The 18,940-nt window shown below is 68.2% G+C and carries 18 protein-coding genes; 11 read left to right on the forward strand and 7 right to left on the reverse strand.

Annotated elements, in window-relative coordinates:
* Positions 1-3: 3 nt before the first annotated feature.
* Positions 4-1,722: an ATP-binding cassette domain-containing protein gene (locus tag A5696_RS21610; RefSeq protein WP_082969095.1), complete on the reverse strand. Its 1,719-nt coding sequence runs from the start codon at positions 1,720-1,722 to the stop codon at positions 4-6.
* Between the two features lie 197 nt (positions 1,723-1,919).
* Here A5696_RS21610 and mddA point away from each other — a divergent pair, with 197 nt between their 5' ends.
* The 3 genes from mddA to A5696_RS21625 all read left to right on the forward strand — a co-directional run bounded on the left by mddA (position 1,920) and on the right by A5696_RS21625 (position 4,442).
* A complete protein-coding gene (gene mddA, locus A5696_RS21615; protein WP_067883036.1) occupies positions 1,920-2,684 on the forward strand; it encodes a methanethiol S-methyltransferase in 765 nt (254 codons plus the stop codon).
* 131 nt (positions 2,685-2,815) lie between these two features.
* On the forward strand, positions 2,816-3,298 hold the full coding sequence (locus A5696_RS21620; RefSeq protein ID WP_067883037.1) for a cation:proton antiporter regulatory subunit: 483 nt from the start codon (positions 2,816-2,818) through the stop codon (positions 3,296-3,298).
* A gap of 4 nt (positions 3,299-3,302) precedes the next feature.
* Entirely contained in the window at positions 3,303-4,442 is a 1,140-nt protein-coding gene (locus A5696_RS21625) for a cation:proton antiporter (RefSeq protein ID WP_067883038.1), read from the forward strand.
* Here the strand turns inward: A5696_RS21625 and A5696_RS21630 are convergent.
* Positions 4,439-4,933, reverse strand: coding sequence for an Rv3235 family protein (locus A5696_RS21630; RefSeq protein WP_067883039.1), 495 nt, complete (start codon positions 4,931-4,933; stop codon positions 4,439-4,441). The genes A5696_RS21625 and A5696_RS21630 overlap by 4 nt on opposite strands.
* A 223-nt stretch (positions 4,934-5,156) precedes the next feature.
* Between A5696_RS21630 and A5696_RS21635 the strand changes: the two genes are divergently transcribed.
* The 6 genes from A5696_RS21635 to A5696_RS21660 all read left to right on the forward strand — a co-directional run bounded on the left by A5696_RS21635 (position 5,157) and on the right by A5696_RS21660 (position 11,238).
* Positions 5,157-6,575 carry a wax ester/triacylglycerol synthase family O-acyltransferase gene (locus A5696_RS21635; RefSeq protein ID WP_067883040.1) on the forward strand — a complete coding sequence of 473 codons (1,419 nt, stop codon included), beginning with the start codon at positions 5,157-5,159 and terminating at the stop codon, positions 6,573-6,575.
* A gap of 44 nt (positions 6,576-6,619) precedes the next feature.
* On the forward strand, positions 6,620-7,480 hold the full coding sequence (ppk2, locus tag A5696_RS21640) for a polyphosphate kinase 2 (RefSeq protein ID WP_067883041.1): 861 nt from the start codon (positions 6,620-6,622) through the stop codon (positions 7,478-7,480).
* The gene (locus tag A5696_RS21645; RefSeq protein WP_067883042.1) at positions 7,477-8,010 is read left to right on the forward strand and encodes a hypothetical protein; all 534 of its coding nucleotides are present in this window, start codon (positions 7,477-7,479) and stop codon (positions 8,008-8,010) included. Before ppk2 ends, A5696_RS21645 begins: the two co-directional genes overlap by 4 nt.
* Before the next feature lie 101 nt (positions 8,011-8,111).
* The gene (locus tag A5696_RS21650; protein ID WP_067883043.1) at positions 8,112-9,257 is read left to right on the forward strand and encodes a ferredoxin reductase; all 1,146 of its coding nucleotides are present in this window, start codon (positions 8,112-8,114) and stop codon (positions 9,255-9,257) included.
* 86 nt (positions 9,258-9,343) lie between these two features.
* The gene (locus A5696_RS21655) at positions 9,344-10,633 is read left to right on the forward strand and encodes a fatty acid desaturase (RefSeq protein ID WP_067883044.1); all 1,290 of its coding nucleotides are present in this window, start codon (positions 9,344-9,346) and stop codon (positions 10,631-10,633) included.
* Positions 10,634-10,701: 68 nt separating this feature from the next.
* Positions 10,702-11,238 carry a hypothetical protein gene (locus tag A5696_RS21660; RefSeq protein WP_067883045.1) on the forward strand — a complete coding sequence of 179 codons (537 nt, stop codon included), beginning with the start codon at positions 10,702-10,704 and terminating at the stop codon, positions 11,236-11,238.
* Positions 11,239-11,265: 27 nt separating this feature from the next.
* Here the strand turns inward: A5696_RS21660 and A5696_RS21665 are convergent, their stop codons facing one another.
* The 3 genes from A5696_RS21665 to A5696_RS21675 all read right to left on the reverse strand — a co-directional run bounded on the left by A5696_RS21665 (position 11,266) and on the right by A5696_RS21675 (position 15,052).
* Positions 11,266-13,011 carry a hypothetical protein gene (locus A5696_RS21665; protein WP_156738536.1) on the reverse strand — a complete coding sequence of 582 codons (1,746 nt, stop codon included), beginning with the start codon at positions 13,009-13,011 and terminating at the stop codon, positions 11,266-11,268.
* A gap of 180 nt (positions 13,012-13,191) precedes the next feature.
* Positions 13,192-14,430 carry an FAD-dependent oxidoreductase gene (locus A5696_RS21670; RefSeq protein ID WP_067883047.1) on the reverse strand — a complete coding sequence of 413 codons (1,239 nt, stop codon included), beginning with the start codon at positions 14,428-14,430 and terminating at the stop codon, positions 13,192-13,194.
* A gap of 121 nt (positions 14,431-14,551) precedes the next feature.
* Positions 14,552-15,052, reverse strand: coding sequence for a nitroreductase/quinone reductase family protein (locus tag A5696_RS21675; protein ID WP_067883048.1), 501 nt, complete (start codon positions 15,050-15,052; stop codon positions 14,552-14,554).
* A gap of 280 nt (positions 15,053-15,332) precedes the next feature.
* On the opposite strand from A5696_RS21675, the gene A5696_RS21680 reads away from it, so the two are divergent.
* Positions 15,333-15,665, forward strand: coding sequence for a DUF732 domain-containing protein (locus tag A5696_RS21680; protein WP_067883049.1), 333 nt, complete (start codon positions 15,333-15,335; stop codon positions 15,663-15,665).
* Between the two features lie 35 nt (positions 15,666-15,700).
* Here A5696_RS21680 and A5696_RS21685 read toward each other — a convergent pair whose 3' ends face one another.
* Positions 15,701-16,519, reverse strand: a complete 819-nt coding sequence (locus A5696_RS21685; RefSeq protein WP_231964553.1) for a helix-turn-helix transcriptional regulator — start codon at positions 16,517-16,519, stop codon at positions 15,701-15,703.
* A gap of 149 nt (positions 16,520-16,668) precedes the next feature.
* Here A5696_RS21685 and A5696_RS21690 point away from each other — a divergent pair, with 149 nt between their 5' ends.
* Positions 16,669-17,733 carry an aldo/keto reductase gene (locus A5696_RS21690; RefSeq protein ID WP_067883051.1) on the forward strand — a complete coding sequence of 355 codons (1,065 nt, stop codon included), beginning with the start codon at positions 16,669-16,671 and terminating at the stop codon, positions 17,731-17,733.
* A gap of 11 nt (positions 17,734-17,744) precedes the next feature.
* Here A5696_RS21690 and A5696_RS21695 read toward each other — a convergent pair whose 3' ends face one another.
* Positions 17,745-18,926, reverse strand: a complete 1,182-nt coding sequence (locus A5696_RS21695; RefSeq protein ID WP_067883052.1) for an acetyl-CoA C-acyltransferase — start codon at positions 18,924-18,926, stop codon at positions 17,745-17,747.
* Positions 18,927-18,940 lie beyond the last annotated feature (14 nt).

Consider the following 18,940-nt stretch of genomic DNA (forward strand, 5'->3'; position numbering starts at 1 on the left):
TTGTCATCGCACGGCGGCCCCGGGCCGGGATCGCCGGTCCAGCACCCAGACGGTGGCCAGCGTGAGCACAACCGCGAACGAACCGAGCGCGATGAGGCTGGCGGCGGTACCCCCCTGGAAGGTGGCATGGTAGGCCGACATCGCCGGCAGCGTGGTGGTGTAGCGGTCCAGCCCCAGGTCGCGACCCAACGCGTCGAAGGCATGTCGGTTCGACAGGACCAGGCTCATCAGGCGGCCCGGCGTGGCCATCTGGTCGACGGGGACGATGGCGCCGCCGAACAGAACCTGGGGGAAGCACAGCATCGGCAGGGCCAGGGCCGCCTGCGCGGCGTTGGAGACGGCGGCCGAGGCGAACAGGCCCAGGGCCAGTGCCGAGGTCGCTTCGATCACAATCGTCGCGAACAGCGCGGCGTACACGCCCCACCCGACGGCGGGAAGCCGACCCAGCGCGCGCAGCACCACCAGCAACACCGCGCTCACCCCCGCCAGAACCGGAAGCAGTGCCGTCACCTTCGATCCGACGTAGGCGCTCACGCTGAGGCCGGCCAGGCGTTCGCGCCGGAAAACGGCCATCTCGCCGACGATCTGGAGCAGGCCGTACGTCAGACCGAAGAAGAAGCCGTCGAAAGCGATCCAGAAAACCAGCTGCGCGGGGCCGGCGCCGGCCGCGCCGCCCGGATCGAACGCGCCGCGCTTGAACAACGTCGCCATCATGACCGTCACCAGCACCGGTGAGCCGAGCAGGATCGCCAGCGTCAGTCGGTTGCGGGCCAGGACGTCGACATTGCGCCGGGTCAGGAGCCACCATTGCCGGGCCATGCCCGGGCGCCTGACGTCGGGGCGGACGGCCGGGACGGGTCGTGGGTGTGAGCCGGGTCGGGTGGTCGAGTTCACCCGGCTTTCCGCGAATCGCTTCGCCCAGAGTTGCGGACTGTGCTCGCCGGCCAGCCGCTCGTACACCTCGGTGAGGTTCTCCACGCCGAAGTAGCGCCGCGCGGCGGCCGGACTGCCGGTGAAGGCCAAGTGGCCGTCGCGAGCCAGGAAGACCACCCGGTCACACTGGTCGATCCCCGCCGGCTCGTGCGTCGTCAGAACGATCGTGATTCCGCGCTGGCTGAGCCGGCGCAACAAGCGCATCACGTCAGCCGCAGTGGAGGGATCGAGCCCGGAGGTGGGTTCGTCCAGGAAGAAAAGGTGCGGCCGGGTCAGCAGCTCCACGGCGATGCTGGCCCGCTTGCGTTGACCGCCGGACAGCGCGCGCACCGGCACGTCGGCCCGGTCGGCCAGGTCGAGGTCGCGCAGGGTCTCGTCGACGATCCGTTCCGCTTCCGCCGCAGTTGTGCCGGCGGGCAGCCGTAGCAGCGCCGCGTAGCGCAGCGTGCGGCGCAGGGGCATCTCCAGGTGGATGATGTCGTCCTGGGGTACGTAGCCGATCGCGGAGCCGGAGCTGATGCGGGGAGCGACGCCGTCGTGGCGAAGCTCTCCCACCGACGGCGGTTGCAGTCCGGCGAGGATTTCCAGCAAGGTGGTCTTGCCCGCACCGCTGCCGCCGGCGATGGCGACCAATTCTCCGGGCTCCACCGACAGCGACAGTTCATGGAGGATCTGCCGCCCACCCACGCGCCGGCCGACGCCGATCGCGTCGACGCGAACGCCGCCGGATGCTGATCGTCGCGTGCCGGTGGCCTCGGTAGTCGTTGCCCTGCATGTCGATTCGGTCATGATGTGGCCTCGGTGCTTTCCTCGAAGTGGCGTCGTCATGGCCGATCGTCGCCCCACCGCGTCCGCGTTCGCATGAGGCATCTGCCCCATCTGCCACCAGCTCGCGAAAACTAGTCAAAATTGACTAGTCGCCCGCCCCGCGAAATTGAGGCAAATGACCTATATCCCGCACCGTGCGCCCGGCGGAGACTTGGGTCATGAAGCGTTACTTGATCATTGGTTACGGCGCCGCAGCGTACCTGCTGTTCCTCGCGGCCTTCTTGTATCTCGTCGGTTTCCTGGGCAACCTGTGGGTGCCTCGTTCGGTCGATCACGGGCTCCCCGCTCCGATCGGCCAGGCGGTGCTGATCAACGTGTTGCTGGTAGGCGCGTTCGGTGTCCAGCACAGCGTCATGGCGCGGAAGTCGTTCAAGGCGTGGTGGACACGGTTGGTGCCGCGGTCCATAGAGCGCAGCACCTACGTGGTGCTGTCGAGCGCTGTGCTGATGCTGCTCTACTGGCAATGGCGCGACATGCCGGCCGTCACCTGGGATGTGCGGGACACGGCGGTGCGACCGGCGATATGGGCCGTGTTCTGGCTCGGCTGGGCGATCGCGCTGGCGTCGACCTTCATGATCAACCACTTCGACCTGTTCGGCCTGCGGCACGTGTTTCTGGCGTGGCGCGGAAAACCATACGCCGAGTTGGGTTTTCGCACCCACCTGTTCTACCGTTTGGTGCGCCACCCGCTCATGCTGGGATTCCTGATCGCATTCTGGGCGACACCCACGATGACGGCCGGGCACCTGCTGTTCTCGATCGCCATCACGGCCTACATCCTGGTCGCACTGCAGATCGAGGAGCGCAGCCTGGTCGCGGCGCTCGGCGATCAGTACCGCGACTACCAGCGCGACGTGCCGATGCTGGTACCGCTCAAGCGCGCGCCGCGCCGGCGCCCGGCCGAAGCCGTTGCCCAGCACTAATCCTCCAAGGCCCAAAAGCCCGCGAGCGTAACGCCATTGCGAATCCCAATGCGATTTTTCGCGGTGTCGTTACGCTCGCGGCAAGCGGTCCGCTTACGAAAAGCGCCGCCCGGCTGGTAAGCATGGACGGTATGGATGTCAAGGAGGTGTTGCTGCCGGGCGTCGGTCTCCGCTACGAGTTCACCAGCCACAACGGTGAGCGCATCGGGATCGTCGCACGCCGCGGCGGCGACTTCGACGTCGTCCTGTACGGCCCCGACGACCCCGACCGGGCCCGGCCGGTCTTTCACCTGACCGACGACGAGGCCGAGGCGGTGGCCCAGATCCTGGGTGCCCCGCGCATCGCCGAGCGGTTCACCGAGCTGTCCAGGGCGGTCACCGGACTCGAGACGGGACAGGTTCACATCGTCGCGGGTAGCCCGTTCGTGGGCCACCCGCTCGGCGACACCCGCGCCCGCACCCGCACCGGGGCGTCGATCGTCGCGATCGTGCGCGACGAGCAGGTGCTCGCCTCGCCCGGTCCGGCCGAAATGCTGCACGCGCGAGACGTTCTGATCGTGATCGGCACCGAAGACGGCATCGCCGGCGTCGAGCAGATCATCGACAAGGGCTGAGCCGATGCAGGTTTCGGGGGCGCTACTCTTTCAACTCGGCGCCCTCCTGGCCACGCTGGCCGTATTGGGCACCGTCGCAAGGCGTTTCGCGTTGTCACCGATACCCGTCTACCTGCTGGCGGGCCTCTCGCTGGGCAAGGGTGGCCTGCTCCCGGTCGCGGCGGCGGGCGAGTTCATCGAGACGGCGGCGCCCATCGGCATCGTGCTGTTGCTGCTGACCCTCGGCCTGGAATTCTCGGCGACCGAATTCGCCAGCAGCCTGCGCCACCACCTGCCGTCGGCCGGCGTCGACCTCGTCCTCAACGCCACACCCGGCGCCGTGGCCGGTTGGCTGCTGGGCCTGGACGGCGTGGCCATCCTGGCCCTGGCCGGGGTCACCTACATCTCCTCGTCGGGCGTGATCGCGCGCCTGGTGCAGGACCTCGGCAGGCTGGGCAACCGGGAGACGCCGGCGGTGCTGTCGGTGCTGGTGCTGGAGGACTTCGCGATGGCGGCGTACCTGCCGCTGTTCGCGGTCCTGGCGTCCGGCGGCGGCTGGGTGCAGGCGGTCGCCGGCATGGCGGCCGCCGTCGGTGCGCTGCTGGTGGCGTTCGCCGCGTCCTACCGCTGGGGCCACCACGTCGGCCGGCTGGTCGAACACCCCGATTCCGAGCAGCTGCTGCTGCGGGTCCTGGGGATCACCCTGATGGTGGCGGCCGTGGCGGAGGTCCTGCACGCGTCGGCGGCGGTCGGCGCGTTCCTCGTGGGGCTGACCCTGACCGGTGAGACGGCGAACCGGGCGCGCCGGGTGCTGGGCCCGCTGCGCGACCTGTTCGCCGCCATCTTCTTCCTGGCGATCGGCCTGTCGGTGGACCCGCATGAGCTGCTGCCGATGCTGCCGGTGGCGCTGGCCCTGGCCGCCGTCACCGCCGTGACGAAGGTGGTCACCGGGATGGTCGCCGCCCGGCGCGACGGCGTGGCGCGGCGCGGGCAGCTGCGCGCGGGCACCGCGCTGATCGCCAGGGGCGAGTTTTCGTTGATCATCATCGGCTTGGTCGGCGCCTCCATCCCCGCGGTGGCGGCTCTGGCGACGTCGTACGTCTTCGTGATGGCGATCGCCGGCCCGGTGCTGGCCCGTTACGTCGGCGGCTCCCGCCGGCCCTAGCCGATGTGTAGCGCCACCACCTGCCACTCGCCGGTGGGCGCCTGCTCCACCCGGCAGGCGATGGCATGGATGCGGTCCCCGCGGCTGTACGACCCGGCAACCTCGGCCGCGGTCTCCCGGTGCCCGGACGGTTGCAGCCGCATCCGGCGCAGCACCGCGGCGCCGGAGTGCCCGCGCGCGTGGCCGGTCGCCGAGCGGCCGATCGCCAGCACGGATTCCACCAGGCCGGGGGCCAGCATGGGCCGCAGCTGGGCGGCGGGGCGGCGACGGTCGATGACTTCCAGCACCCGGCGCAGGGCGGCGTCGGCGAGGGCGCCCGCGGCGCGCATCGGCGCGGAGGTCGGCGCCTGCGGTGGTCGCCCCGTTTGGGTGGTGCGGGCCCCGCGGGGCGCACGGCGACGCGGGGAGGCGGGGGACGGCTGCCGGCACCGCCGCACGTCACTTCCGGGAGGCTCGTAGTCGACGACGGGCGTCACGGCGAAGACGGTCAAGGCGCACTCTCCAACTCGAACGGTCGCGTAAGAGCCTGCTGGAGAGTGGCAGACGCCGGTGGTCAGTGGTCATCATGGCACAGGTCGAGCGGGCGCGTATCCGCGCCGGCGGAGCCCACCCGCACCCGCGCCGAGCTCCGTCCCGGCGGGACGATTACGGTGGGCGGGTACATCAGTCCACTAAACGAACCGGGGGCGAGTTGATAAGAAGGACAACGCCGTAATGGTGGCCCGGCTGTCCCCCGCGGACGCCTCCTTCTATCGGCTAGAGAACACGGCCACCCCGATGTATGTCGGATCGCTGTCCATCCTGCAGCGACCGCGCGCCGGGTTGAGCTACGAGACGCTCCTGGCGACCGTGGAGAAGCGGCTGCCCCAGATCCCGCGCTACCGGCAGAAGGTCCGGGAGGTGGGCTTCCCGGGGGCCCGCCCGGTGTGGATCGACGACAACGACTTCGACATCACCTACCACGTGCGGCGCTCGGCCCTGCCCTCGCCGGGCAGCGATGAGCAGCTGCACGAGCTCGTCGCGCGGCTGGCCGCGCGGGCGCTGGACAAGTCGCGGCCGCTGTGGGAGATGTACCTGGTCGAGGGCCTGGCGAAAAACCGGGTCGCGCTGTACACCAAATCCCACCAGGCACTGATCAACGGCATGACCGCGCTGGAGATCGGCCATGTCATCGCCGACCGGACGCGGCGCCCGCCGCCGTTTCCCGAGGACATCTGGATACCGGAACGCGACCCCGGCAACACCCGGCTGGTCCTGGGCGCCGTCGGTGACTGGCTCGCGGGGCCGGGCACGCAGCTGCAGGCCGTCGGGTCCGCGGTGGCCGGCGCGGTCACGAACTACGGCGAGCTGCTCGACGCGGGCCGCCGCGTCGTCGACATCGCGCGCGCGGTGGCGCGGGGCAACCCGCCCAGCAGCCCGCTCAACGCCACCGTGTCGCGGCACCGGCGGTTCGCGGTCGCTCACGGCAGCCTCGAGGACTACCGCGCCGTCCGCGCGCGCTACGACTGCGACATCAACGACGTGGTGCTCGCCGTCATCGCCGGCGCGCTGGGCAACTGGCTGCTGTCCCGCGGGGTGGCGGTGTCGCCCACCGCGACGATCCGCGCGATGGCGCCGCTGTCGGTGTATGCCGACGACCACCTCGACGCGTCCGGGCCCGGCCAGACGATGAGTCAGGTCACGCCTTTCCTGGTGGATCTGCCGGTGGGGGAGGCGAATCCGGTGGTGCGGCTGTCGCAGATCGCCCACGCCACCGAGTCGAATGCCACGTCGGCCAGCCTGGTCGACGCGCAGACCATCGTCACCCTCTCGGGTTTCGCGCCGCCCACCCTGCACGCCATGGGCATCCGGGTCGCCACCAGCTTCCCGAGCTTTTCCAAGCTGACGTTCAACCTCTTGATCACCAATGCGCCGGGCGCCCAGTCGCAGATGTATATCGCGGGCACCAAACTGCTGGAGACCTACGCCGTCCCGCCGCTGTTGCCCAACCAGGCCTTGGCGATCAGCGTGACGTCCTACAACGGCATGCTGTATTTCGGGATCAACGCCGACCGCGAAGCGATGAGCGACGTCGACCTGCTGCCGGGCCTGTTGAAGCAGTCCCTCGAGGAACTTCTGGAAGCTTCCCGCTAGTTAGTCGGGGTGAAAATCGGTGCCCGGTTCTATGATTCGTAATTGTGAGCACCGCGACAAATGACGGCAAGCCGAGCGAAAGCAAATCGACCGCGCCGCCCGCACACCGAATTTCCAATGCCGTCTACGGGGCCGAATTGTTCCGGCTGCAAACGGAATTCGTGAAATTGCAGGAGTGGCTGCGGCACACCGGCGCGCGTCTGGTGATCATCTTCGAAGGCCGCGACGGGGCGGGCAAAGGCGGAACCATCAAACGCATCACCGAATACCTGAACCCCCGGGTCGCCCGCATCGCGGCGTTGCCCGCCCCGAGCGATCGCGAACGCGGCCAGTGGTACTACCAGCGCTACATCGCCCACCTGCCCGCGAAGGGCGAGATCGTGCTCTTCGACCGGTCCTGGTACAACCGCGCCGGCGTGGAGCGGGTGATGGGATTCTGCACGGCGCAGGAGTATGTGCTGTTTTTGCGGCAGACGCCGATCTTCGAGCAGATGCTGATCGACGACGGGATTCTGTTGCGCAAGTATTGGTTTTCCGTGTCCGAGGACGAACAGCTGCGCCGGTTCCGCGCGCGGCTGAATGACCCTGTCCGGCAATGGAAACTCAGCCCGATGGACATGGAATCGTTGTATCGGTGGGAGGACTATTCGCGCGCCAAGGACGAGATGATGGTGCACACCGACACCCCGATCAGCCCTTGGTATGTCGTGGAATCCGACATCAAGAAGCACGCGCGGCTGAACATGATGGCCCACCTGCTGTCGACGATCGAGTATCACGACGTGGAGCGGCCCAAGGTCAAACTGCCCAAGCACCCGGTGGTGAGCGCGAACTATCAGCGGCCGCCGCGTGAGCTGTCGAAGTACGTCGACGACCATGCGGCCACGTTGATCGAGAAGAAATGATCCAGGTTTACATCCCGGCCACCTTGGAGATGTTGCAGCAGCTGATCACCGACGGTTCCCTGTGGCCGGTCAACGGCACCGCGTTCGCGGTGACGCCGGCGTTGCGCGAGGCCTACGCGGAGGGCGACGACGACGAGCTCGCCGACGTGGCGCTGCGCGAAGCGGCGCTCGCGTCGCTGCGCCTGCTGGCCGCCCAAGAGGACCACCATGCGCAGGAAGGCCAGGCCGGTCTGCCGCCCCGGCGCGCGGTGCTGGCCGCCGAGGTCGACTGGGGTGAATCCGGGGCCAGGTACCGCCCCGATCTCGACGACGCCGTCGTCAGACTGGCCGCCCCTGTCACGATCGAACAGGTGGTCGCGGCCTACGTCGACAACGCCGCCGCCGAGCCGGACGTCACCAGGGCGATCGAGGTGATCGACGACGCCGACCTGGGCGACGAGGACGCCGAGCTGGTCGTCGGCGATGCCTTGGACCACGACCTCGCCTGGTACGCGAACCAGGAGCTGCCGTTCCTGCTCGACCTGCTGTGACCCGCCCGATGTGACGCAGTCCTGGCGCGCGCGTCTGGCTGCGCCGACGTAACCTACGGTACCGTAGCCTTTGTGAGGGGCGTCGTGAGCAGGAGTTTCGGATGAGCAAGAAATACGCGCCGATCACCGCGAATGTCGTCGACACCAAGCGCCCGGTCGTCGCCGGGGCGGACCGGCATCCCGGCTGGCACGCGCTGCGCAAACTGGCAGCCCGCATCACCACGCCGCTGCTGCCCGACGACTACCTGCGCCTGGCCAACCCACTGTGGTCCGCCCGCGAATTGCGCGGCCGCATCGTCGAGGTGCGCCGCGAGACCGAAGATTCCGCGACGCTGGTGATCAAGCCGGGCTGGGGCTTCAGCTTCGACTACCAGCCGGGCCAGTACATCGGGATCGGGCTGCTGGTCGACGGGCGCTGGCGCTGGCGGTCGTATTCGCTGACGTCGAGCCCGGCCGAGACCTCAGCCGCGCCGCGCACGGTGACCATCACCGTCAAGGCGATGCCCGAAGGCTTTTTGTCCACCCACCTGGTGGCCGGCGTGGAGCCGGGCACCATCGTGCGGCTGGCCGCGCCGCAGGGCAACTTCGTCCTGCCCGATCCGGCGCCGCCGAAGATCCTGTTCCTGACCGCGGGGTCCGGGATCACGCCGGTGATGTCGATGCTGCGAACGTTGGTGCGGCGCAACCAAATCGGTGACATCACCCACCTGCATTCGGCGCCCACCGAATCCGACGTCATGTTCGGCGCCGAGCTGGCCGCGCTGGCCGCCAACCAGCCGGGCTATCGCCTGCAGGTGCGCGAGACCCGCAGGCAGGGCCGGCTGGATCTCGGCACGCTGGACCACGAGGTGCCGGACTGGCGCGAGCGCCAGACCTGGGCGTGCGGGCCGGAGGGCATGCTCGCCGCGGCCCAGAAGGTGTGGTCGTCGGCCGGCATCGGCGCCCGGCTGCACCTGGAGCGATTCGCGGTATCCAAGGCGGCGCCCGCCGGAGCCGGCGGGACGGTCACGTTCGCGCGCAGCGGGCGCGCCGTTGCCGCGGACGCGGCGACCTCGTTGATGGACGCCGGGGAGGGCGCCGGTGTGCAGATGCCCTTCGGCTGCCGGATGGGCATCTGCCAATCGTGCGTCGTCAGCCTGGTGGACGGCCACGTCCGGGACCTGAGGACCGGCGCGGAGCACGAGCCCGGCACGCGAATCCAGACGTGTGTGTCGGCCGCCTCCGGGGATTGTGTGCTCGACATCTAAAGGCTACTCACAGGTAACCTACGCCTTCGTAGGTTACGATAACGTAGGTAAGTGACCGGACAACGACCGCAGGGAGAAGAAAGACGATGGCGATCACCGACGTCGACGTATTCGCCCATCTGACGGACGCCGACATCGAAAGCCTGGCCGTTGAGCTCGACGCCATCCGCCAGGACATCGAAGACTCACGCGGGGCGCGCGACGCCCGCTACATCCGCCGCACCATCGCCGCGCAGCGCGCGCTCGAGGTGGCCGGCCGGCTGCTGCTGGCCGCCAGTTCCCGCCGTTCGGCGTGGTGGGCCGGGACCGTCACATTGGGCGTGGCCAAGATCATCGAGAACATGGAGATCGGCCACAACGTCATGCACGGCCAGTGGGACTGGATGAACGACCCCGAGATCCACTCCTCGACGTGGGAGTGGGACATGAGCGGGTCGTCCAAGCACTGGCGCTACACCCACAACTTCGTCCATCACAAGTACACCAACATCCTCGGGATGGACGACGACGTCGGCTACGGCCTGCTGCGGGTCACCCGCGACCAGCGCTGGAAGCGCTTCAACATGTTCAACCTGCTGTACAACACCCTGCTGGCGCTCGGGTTCGAATGGGGCGTCGGCCTCCAGCACGTCGAGCTCGGCAAGATCGCCAAGAAACGTATGGACAACGACGACGCCCGGCAGCGGGTCGACGAGTTCCTGGCCAAGGCGGGCCGCCAGGTGCTCAAGGATTACGTCGCGTTCCCGGCGCTGACCGCGCTGTCGCCCGGCGCGACCTACCGGTCGACGCTGACGGCCAACGCGACCGCCAACGTGATCCGCAACGTGTGGGCCAACGCCGTCATCTTCTGCGGGCACTTCCCCGATGGCGCGGAGAAATTCACCAAGACCGACATGATCGGCGAAACCAAGGGCCAGTGGTACCTGCGCCAGATGCTCGGCAGCGCCAACTTCGAGGCCGGTCCGGCGCTGCGGTTCATGAGCGGCAACCTCTGCCACCAGATCGAGCACCACCTGTACCCCGACCTGCCCAGCAACCGGCTGCACGAGATCTCGGTGCGGGTCCGCGCGCTCTGCGACAAGTACGACCTGCCCTACACCACCGGCTCTTTCCTGCTGCAGTACGGCAAGACGTGGCGCACGCTGGCCAAGCTGTCGCTGCCGAACAAATACCTGCGCGACGACGCCGACGACGCGCCGGAGACGCGCAGCGAGCGGATGTTCGCCGAACTGGAGCCGGGTTTCGCGGGCACCGACCCGCAGACCGGCCGCCGGCGCGGGCTGAAGACCGCCATCGCGACCGTGCGTGGCTGGCGGCACGCCAAGCGCGCCAAAAGGCAAGGCGCGCAGGCGGACTCCGCCGACCTGGCGGCCTGAAGCTTCCGACCGGCCCGCGCGCCGCATCGCCTGGGCTACCCTCGACAAGGTACGAGGAGAGGTGCGCGATGCTTGCAGCGTTCGGATTCGAAGCCCTCGGTGTGGTCGTCGGCGACATGTACTTCGTCGACCCTCGCCCGCTCGAAGGTCAGGAAACCCCGGAACGGGGAGTCAGGCTGGAACTTCGCCTGATCGAGCGGGACGAACCCCGTGGCTCCATCTACGCCGGCGTCCCGATCACCTTCGCGCGCCCGGTGTGGCGGGTGGACCTGTTCGGGTCCACCGAGAGCCCGCCCGGGACGCTGGACCGGGCCCATCACCATCCCCGTTTCGACGGGTGGGAACCTGGCCGCCGGCACTTCGTCCCCGAGCTGTCCGCCGACCCGGTGGGCTGGCTGGCCGGCCAGCTGGCCGACCCCGCCGCCGTGCTGGCCCGGGCGGGCGTCGACCCGGACGAGGTTCCCGAAGCCGACAAGGCCGGGCTCGCATCGGCGGCCCCGGAGATCGTCGCCGCGGTGAAGCGCATGCTCGACGGCGTGCGGGTCGGCGAGTTAGCCCCGTCGCCACCCGAGCCGGTCGCCGCGGCCCGCACCGGCTGGCTCTGATTTCGCCCGGTGGCTGGTCCCGCGCCTTTAGTCGATGAGGTACTCCTCGGTCATTTCCGGGTCGGCGCGGAGAGGGTGCTCGAAAGTGCGAACGTTGGCGCCGTCTGCCATGCGGCGCTCCCAGTGGTCGTCCATCAGGGCGTTGACCTCCGAGATCTGATCCGGCGAGAGGTAGAACGCCTTGGCCTCGATCCGCCGGTACGCCTTGTAGAACTCTTCGGGGTGGACCGGATCGATGGCCGCCGCTTCCCGCAGCGCGGCGAGCAGGGCATCCCGCTCGCTGCGACGCATCCTGGGCCGCAGGTCCGGTAAGAGGTTGATCATGCCGTCCTCCGACACCAGCAGGATCACGGTCGGCATCCGCGCGTCTCGGGCATGAGCGAGGTACTTCACCGCGGAGTTGTACCGCGCGCCGCGGGAACGGTCACCCTCGCTGGTGGCGGTGCCGTCCAGGATGACCCCGATCGCGTGGCAATACCCGGACGGGTCGACGAGCACAGCGCCATCGATGCCGGTGACTTTTCCGACGAATTCCTGGTCCAGCCTTGTCGGTTCGATGGTCAGCGCCTGGCTTTCCAGCCGGGCTGCCTCTTCGGCGGCGCGTTCGGAGATGACAAGCATGGTTCCATGTGCGGCCCTGCTCGCCGCGGTGGCGAGGTCCCACAAAGCGCCGCCGTCGTATTGCTGGAACACCCGGCCGCAGAGGTCGTCGAGCCGTTCGGGGGGCAGTGGCTGGTCGGGCAGCCGCGCGGCTCCGAACTGCACGGTCACCAGCCGGACGCCGGCGTGGCTCAACTCCCAGATGCCGTCGCCGAGAACGACGACCTGGAAAACCGACTCGGACGTTTCGGGATAGTCCGGCCGCTGCCGTCCGAATCCGTAAACCTCGTTGCCGTCGGTGAGCAGCGACTCGCCGTGGAAGCTGCTGGTCTCCAACAGCTTTCGGAGTGTTCGGGTCTCGCTGACGGGGACCGGGGAGCGAAGCGTCACCGAGCGGTCGATGTGCTCCGAGCGCGCGTCGGCGAGTAGCAGCGATCCGACGCCCACCCGCGTTTCGTACCGTGTTGTCGACACCCGGTTCAGCCCATCGAACAAGTCGGTCCAGGTGTCGTTGCCGGCCAACACGGTGGCCGAACGGGTCAGGGCCCTGCCCGCCGACCTCGCCACATCCGCGGGGTCGTGGCCGATGCTCAGTCCCGAGCCGGCGTGCGGTTCGTACAGTGCCCGCCTGCTCAGGCGAAGGATCTCGTCAACCGCGCCATGGACGAGCGATGGCGTGACGGGGTGGCCGCCCGCCGTCGTGGTGAGCAGGTGCGGGGTGCTGTGGTGCACTCGGTCGGGCAGTCCGATCGCCGCGAACACGAGGTGCTGCTCCACGGGTGCCGGCAGTCCTACGACCAACCGCAGACCCGGTCGAAGCTTCCCCTCGAGCACCTCACCGATGGCCCTGGTGTAGGCGCGGTGGCGCAGTTCCTGGTGCCGCTTCTCCCGCACCCCCGGCGAGCTGAATTCGGTTGTGGTCTCGCCGTTTTGGCGGTAGAGCTCGGCGGCCCGGTCAAACAGGCCGTCAAAGTCGGCCGGGACGATCAGCCCGTCCTCGGGCTCCACGCACAACGGATGGCCCGACCCCTTCTTCCTCGGCAGCCCGATCAGGAAGACCGTCGGCTCGGCGGATACGCCGAGCGCCTCCAGCGAACTGCGGAGCGCGATCTCCACAGAACCCCGGAATGGGCTCTGGAAGCCCCACATGAACCGATCGATGGCATCTGGCACCCCATAATGGTGCCTACATCCGTCCCCGTCGGTCCAGGGCAAAATTCGCACCGCGAGCGTTGGTCCACGCCTTGATCGCCTTGATGGCCGGCGGCGCGGGTGTGCGTCGATTTTGGTTGCGGCGCTGAGCTGCTGCGCGCGGCCGGGTGCATGCCGGCAATGAGGTACGACTTCAGTCGCTCACTTCGACTCGGTTCGCCGCGCGAATTGCGGGGCGTGCTCGGGGAGCGGGCCGACGCCGACCGCGTAGGCGGGGATCACCGCCAGCGAGGGGATCCAGCCGAAAAGCCTTGCGGCGGCGTTGGTGATCAGGGGCGGCGGTGGCTTGATCTCGCCACGCAGGACGACCGGGATGAGGACTCGCCCTGCGGCCTGTTGCACCGCCTGGGTGATTGCCGCGGGGAGCTTCCGGCGCCGCTGGACCGCGGCCAGGTTCCGAGTGGTGAGCCGGTGGGCCAGCAGCGGGTCGGCCAGGATCCGTGCGGCGGCCACTGCGTCGGCGATCGCGAGGTTGATCCCGACCCCGCCGGCCGGGGACATGGCGTGGGCGGCGTCCCCGATGCACAACAGTCCCTTCCTGTACCAACGACGGAGCCGGTTCACCCGCACGTCGAGAACTTTGACGTCGTCCCACGATCTGAGGTTCTGCACCGAGGCCTCGGGCACCAATTCAGCTACCTGAGATCGGAAAGTGTCGAACCCGCGGGAGTGCAATTGTTGCTCACCCCCTTTGGGGAGGAAGCATCCGGCCTGGAAGTACCCTTCGCGCGGGATCAGCACCAAAGTCAGGCTGGGCGAAGTGCGCGGTGTCAGTTGAAATTTCACTTCGGTCTTGCGGTCGAGTCGAAACCACCCGACATCGAACGGCACCGGGTACTCGCGCGCGGTCAATCCGGCCTCGCGGCGCACGGTCGACGAGCGGCCGTCGCAGCCCACGGTGAGGTCGGCGCGCAACTCTGCGGGCCCGTCGGGCCCGAGGTAGCGCACCCCGGTGATGGCGTCGCCGTCGCGCAGCAACCCGGTGACCTCGGTTTGCATCCGCAACGTGAACGTGGGTTCGTCCTTGCCCGCCTCGGCGAGCAGATCGAGGAAATCCCATTGCGGCACCAGCGCGATATAGCGATGGGGCAGGCGCAGGCGGCGGAAGTCGACCAAAGTGACCTGCCGTCCGTTGATGTCGAATTCGGCCTTCTCGAACTTGCTGTGCGGCAGGGCGTCGAAGCGGTGAAACAACCCGAGTTCGTCGAGCAAGCGCAGGGTGACCGGGTGCACCGTGTCACCGCGAAAGTCGCGGAGGAAGTCGGGGTGCTTCTCGAACACGGTGACCTCGACGCCGGCTCGGGCCAGCAGCAGCCCGAGGATCATTCCGGCGGGACCACCTCCGGCGATCGCGCAGGTGGTGGATTTCGGTTCGGTCATTGTGTTCTTCGCTTCCGACGGGCTTCGACAGGGCGGATCGCGTCGCGTCGTATCACATCACGGCTGGTGATGTCCCTGCTACCACCACAGGTCTCAGCCGCATCGCCCGGATGGACGGCGGCTACCCTGAATGCTCCGCAGAGAAGACGTCGATCGCCCGCACGGGCGCCAACATCACCAGCGGGATCTGCCGACTCGTCGACCTCTGATAGGCGAGGTACGGCGGGTAGAGGTGAGTCATGTACGCCCACACCTCGTGCCGTTCCTCGCCTTCGGGCTCGCGCCAGGTCGCCTCGAATGCCTGGGTGGCGATCTGAACGCCGATCGTGTTGCTCTGTAAGACATTCAAGTACCACTCCGGGTGCGCGTCGGCGCCACCCTTGGATGCGACGATCACGATCTCGCCGCCGACGTTGCCGTAGATCAGCGGTCTGACATAGCTCTTACCCGATTTGCGCCCGACAACCTCGATCAAGCAGTGCGTGGTCAGCTTGCGGCCCCCGAGCGCGCTCAGGTCCATGATGTGGCCTCGCGTGCCGCCGGAGGTCAGGTAGCTCTCGAGGTGCTCGCTGATCCAGTCACTGCGCTCCGCTCGGATCGCGGCCGCGTCGGCGTCGCTCATGGATGACTCCTCCCGTCAACGAGGCGAGGCCGCACGACCGCGCCTCCGTCCGCTGATTTTGCCAGGCTGACCATGCAACCATGTGCCGGCACGCGGCCGCGCAAGGACGTAGCCCGTGCCATAAGGGCTGGCCGATGCCGCTGGCATCGCCGTCACCGTTGGTGTTGGTCGGATCCGTGCCGTTTCGATTTGCCAGCCGGCAGGATCCAGCTAATCTAGCTGCAGCCGCGTGAGCGTCAGGGGGCTTGGAAATCCGTAGTCCACACCGAGGAGTCAACGAATGAAGAAGCCCGCTCGACTGACCGGCCCGCTGGCCGCCGTCCTGGGTGGTGTCGCCGTCGTCACGGCCCCGCTCGCGACTGCCGACTCGGCGGATGACGCTTACCTGTCGACGCTCAAGGACAAGGGCATCACCTGGCCGAGCGGCGCCGACCCGACGATGGTCCAGATCGGGCACGCGGTGTGCACCGACTGGTCCAAAGGGATGACCTTCGAGCAAACGCTCGCCGACGCGAAGTCGGGGATGCCACAATTAGCCGACACCTCCCTCGCCAAGATCATGGGTGCGGCGACGGGGGTTTACTGCCCGCAGTACTCGAGCAAATTCGACTGACGTTGCGCCGCAACAACGCGGATTGACGCGGCGACTCAGCGCGCGGGACCGTTCGGCGCCGCGCAGAGCCGGTCCAATGCCGCCCGGCTCTCGTCGTCCGCTGCGCGGCAGATCATCAACCGCTGGTCCGTATCCTGCAGGGGCGTGAGCACTTCGAAGTGAATCGCGAGCGCGCCGACGTCAGGATGCCGCATCGCCTTGCGCCCGCGGCCATTGACCTTGACCTCGCGCTCTGACCACAATCGCGCGAATTCGTCTTCGTGGGTGGTGAATTCGGTTATGAGGTCGGTCAAGGCCCGATCATCCGGATGGGCGGCCCAGGCGGCGCGCAGGTGGGCGACCCCCTCCCGCACGACACGGTCACGGTCGACGTAATACTCGCGGATCTCAGGATGCATCAGGCACAGCCACATCGCATTGCGCTGCGACGGCGGCAGGGTGTCGAAATCCACTAGCAGCCGTGCCATCTCGCCGTTCCAGGCCAGGATGTCGAAGCGATGGTTCATCAGCATGGCCGGCAGTGGCGACAGGTCGTCGACCAGCTGCGCCAGCGGGGGCGCCGCGGCGGTCGCCGGGCTGTGGGTGTTGCGCGGGCGCCGCCGGGCCAGGTCGAAGAGGTAGGCGCGTTCCTCGGCTCCCAGGCGCAACGCTCGGGCCAGCGCCTCGATCACGTCCGCGGAAGGCCGCAGCCCGCGGCCCTGTTCCAGCCGCACGATGTAGTCGATGCTCACCCCGGCCAGTTCGGCAACCTCTTCACGGCGCAGTCCCGGCGTCCGCCGGGACCGCCGCCGCAACGGCAGGCCGAAATCACGCGGGTCCAGCCGTTCCCGTCGGGCCCTAAGGAACGCGGCCATCTCCTGTGTCGTGTCCACGGTGCGGGTAGTCACGTGCGGTCCAACGGCCGGGGTGGGACTCCTGTTCCCAGGAACTTCTTTCCCTTACCCCCTGCCGGTTGCGGTGACAGCGTCGTTGTCGAAAGCGATCACGAGCATGGGAGGACACGATGTCGCTCACCCTGGACACCTATCGGCTGCTGGGCCGCTCCGGACTCCGGGTGTCACCGCTGGCGTTGGGGGCCGCGACCTTTGGCACCGAGTGGGGCTGGGGCGCCGAGCAGGACGAGGCGCGGAAGCTTTTCGAAGTCTATGTCGAGCGCGGTGGCAACTTCATCGACACCGCCAACACCTACACGGATGGCAGCTCCGAGCGTCTGCTGGGCGAATTTGTCGCACATAACCGCGAAAGCCTGGTGCTGGCAACGAAGTACAGTACGCTACGACGGCCCCGCGATCCGAATTCCGGCGGCGCTCATCGTAAGAGCCTGTTCGCTTCGGCGGAAGCCAGCCTGCGACAGCTGAATACGGACTACATCGATCTGCTTTATCTGCATGTGTGGGACTTCACAACACCGGCCGAGGAGATCCTGCGCGGCATGGACGATCTGGTCCGGCAGGGCAAGGTCTTGTACGTGGCGATCTCCAACGCTCCGGCCTGGCAGGTTTCCCGCATGCAGACGATCGCCGATCTGCGCGGCTGGTCCCCGCTGGTCGCGCTGCAGATCGAATACAACCTGATCGAGCGGACCGGCGAGCGAGACTTGATTCCCATGGCACGCGAGATGGGGTTGGGTGTCGTTCCGTATTCGCCGCTGGCCGGTGGGGTGCTCAGCGGCAAGTACAGCCTCGACGACCTGGCCGCGGCCGGCGTCGCTTCCGGCGACGGCACCCGGAAGAGCTTCAACCTCGCGCTGGGCACGCTGACGGAGCGCAACCTTGCCGTCGCTGACGTCGTCAAGGAGGTCGCGACCGAGCTGGGTCGCCCCCCAGCCCAGGTCGCGCTGGCCTGGACCCTGCAGAACCCGGGCGTGACGGCGCCGATCATCGGTGCCCGCACCGCCGCGCAGCTCGAGGACAACCTCGGCGCCCTGGAAGTGGATTTCGACGCCGCCCAACTGGCGCGCCTCGACGAGGCCAGCGCGATCGCACCGGGTTTTCCGCACGACATACTCGCCAGCGACCACCTCCGCACGGTGACCGCCGGCGAGCTGAAGATCGAAACCCGCCGCTGAGGCCGGGTTTCCTAGGCCAAACGCTCGATGATGGTGGCGTTGGCCATGCCGCCGCCCTCGCACATGGTCTGCAGGCCGTAGCGGCCGCCGCGCTGCTCCAAAGCGTTGACCAGCGTGGTCATGATGCGAGCGCCGCTGGCGCCCAACGGGTGTCCGATCGCGATGGCGCCGCCGTTGACGTTGGTCTTGGCCAGATCGGCCCCGGTGTCGTGCGCCCAGGCGAGCACGACGGGCGCGAACGCCTCGTTCACCTCGAACAGGTCGATGTCGGCCAGCGCCAGGCCGGCACGGCGCAACACCTTTTCGGTCGCCGGGATCACTCCGGTCAGCATGTACAGTGGGTCCGATCCCACCACGGTCGCGGTGTGAATCCGGGCCAGCGGGCGCAATCCCAGCCTCTTGGCGTTATCACTGGTGGTGATCATGACCGCGGCACTACCGTCGGAGAGCGGCGAGGAGTTTCCCGGCGTGATCTCCCAATTGATTTGCGGGAAGCGCTCTTTCATGGCGTCGCTGTAGAACGCCGGCTGCAGTGCGGCCAACGTTTCCACGGTGGTGGCGGGGCGGATGATCTCGTCGGTTTCCAGCCCGGCGATCGGGATCAGCTCGTTGTCGAAGAGCCCGTCCTTGGTTGCGCGGGCCGCCCTTTCATGGCTGGCCGCGGAAAACTCGTCGAGCTCGGTGCGCGAGAAGCCCCACTTCGCCGCGATCAGTTCGGCGCTGATGCCCTGGGGCACCAGTCCTTCGGGATACCGCGCCGCCATGTCGTTGCCGAAGGGGTTGCTGCCCGGCAACACCGAGCTGCCCATCACCACGCGGCTCATCGACTCCACGCCGCCGGCGACCACCAGGTCGTACGCACCGGCGATGACGCCCTGGGCGGCGAAGCTGATGGCCTGCTGGCTGCTGCCGCACTGCCGGTCGACGGTGGTGCCGGGGACCGACTCGGGGAATCCGGCGCCCAGCAGCGCGTTGCGGGCGATGTTGACGGCCTGGTCGCCGACCTGGGTGACGGCTCCGGCGATGACGTCGTCGACCTGCGCCGCGTCGACGCCGGTGCGGGCCACCAGTTCGCGCAGGCTGTGCGCCAGCAGGTCGGCGGGCAGCACGTCGTGCAGCGCGCCGCCGGCCTTGCCCTTGCCGACAGGGGTGCGGAGGGCACCGACGATGACGGCGTCGCGGCCTTGAACCATGGCTCCTCCTCGAG

It is taken from the genome of Mycobacterium sp. E2699 (genome assembly GCF_001666745.1).
GTDB lineage: Bacteria > Actinomycetota > Actinomycetes > Mycobacteriales > Mycobacteriaceae > Mycobacterium.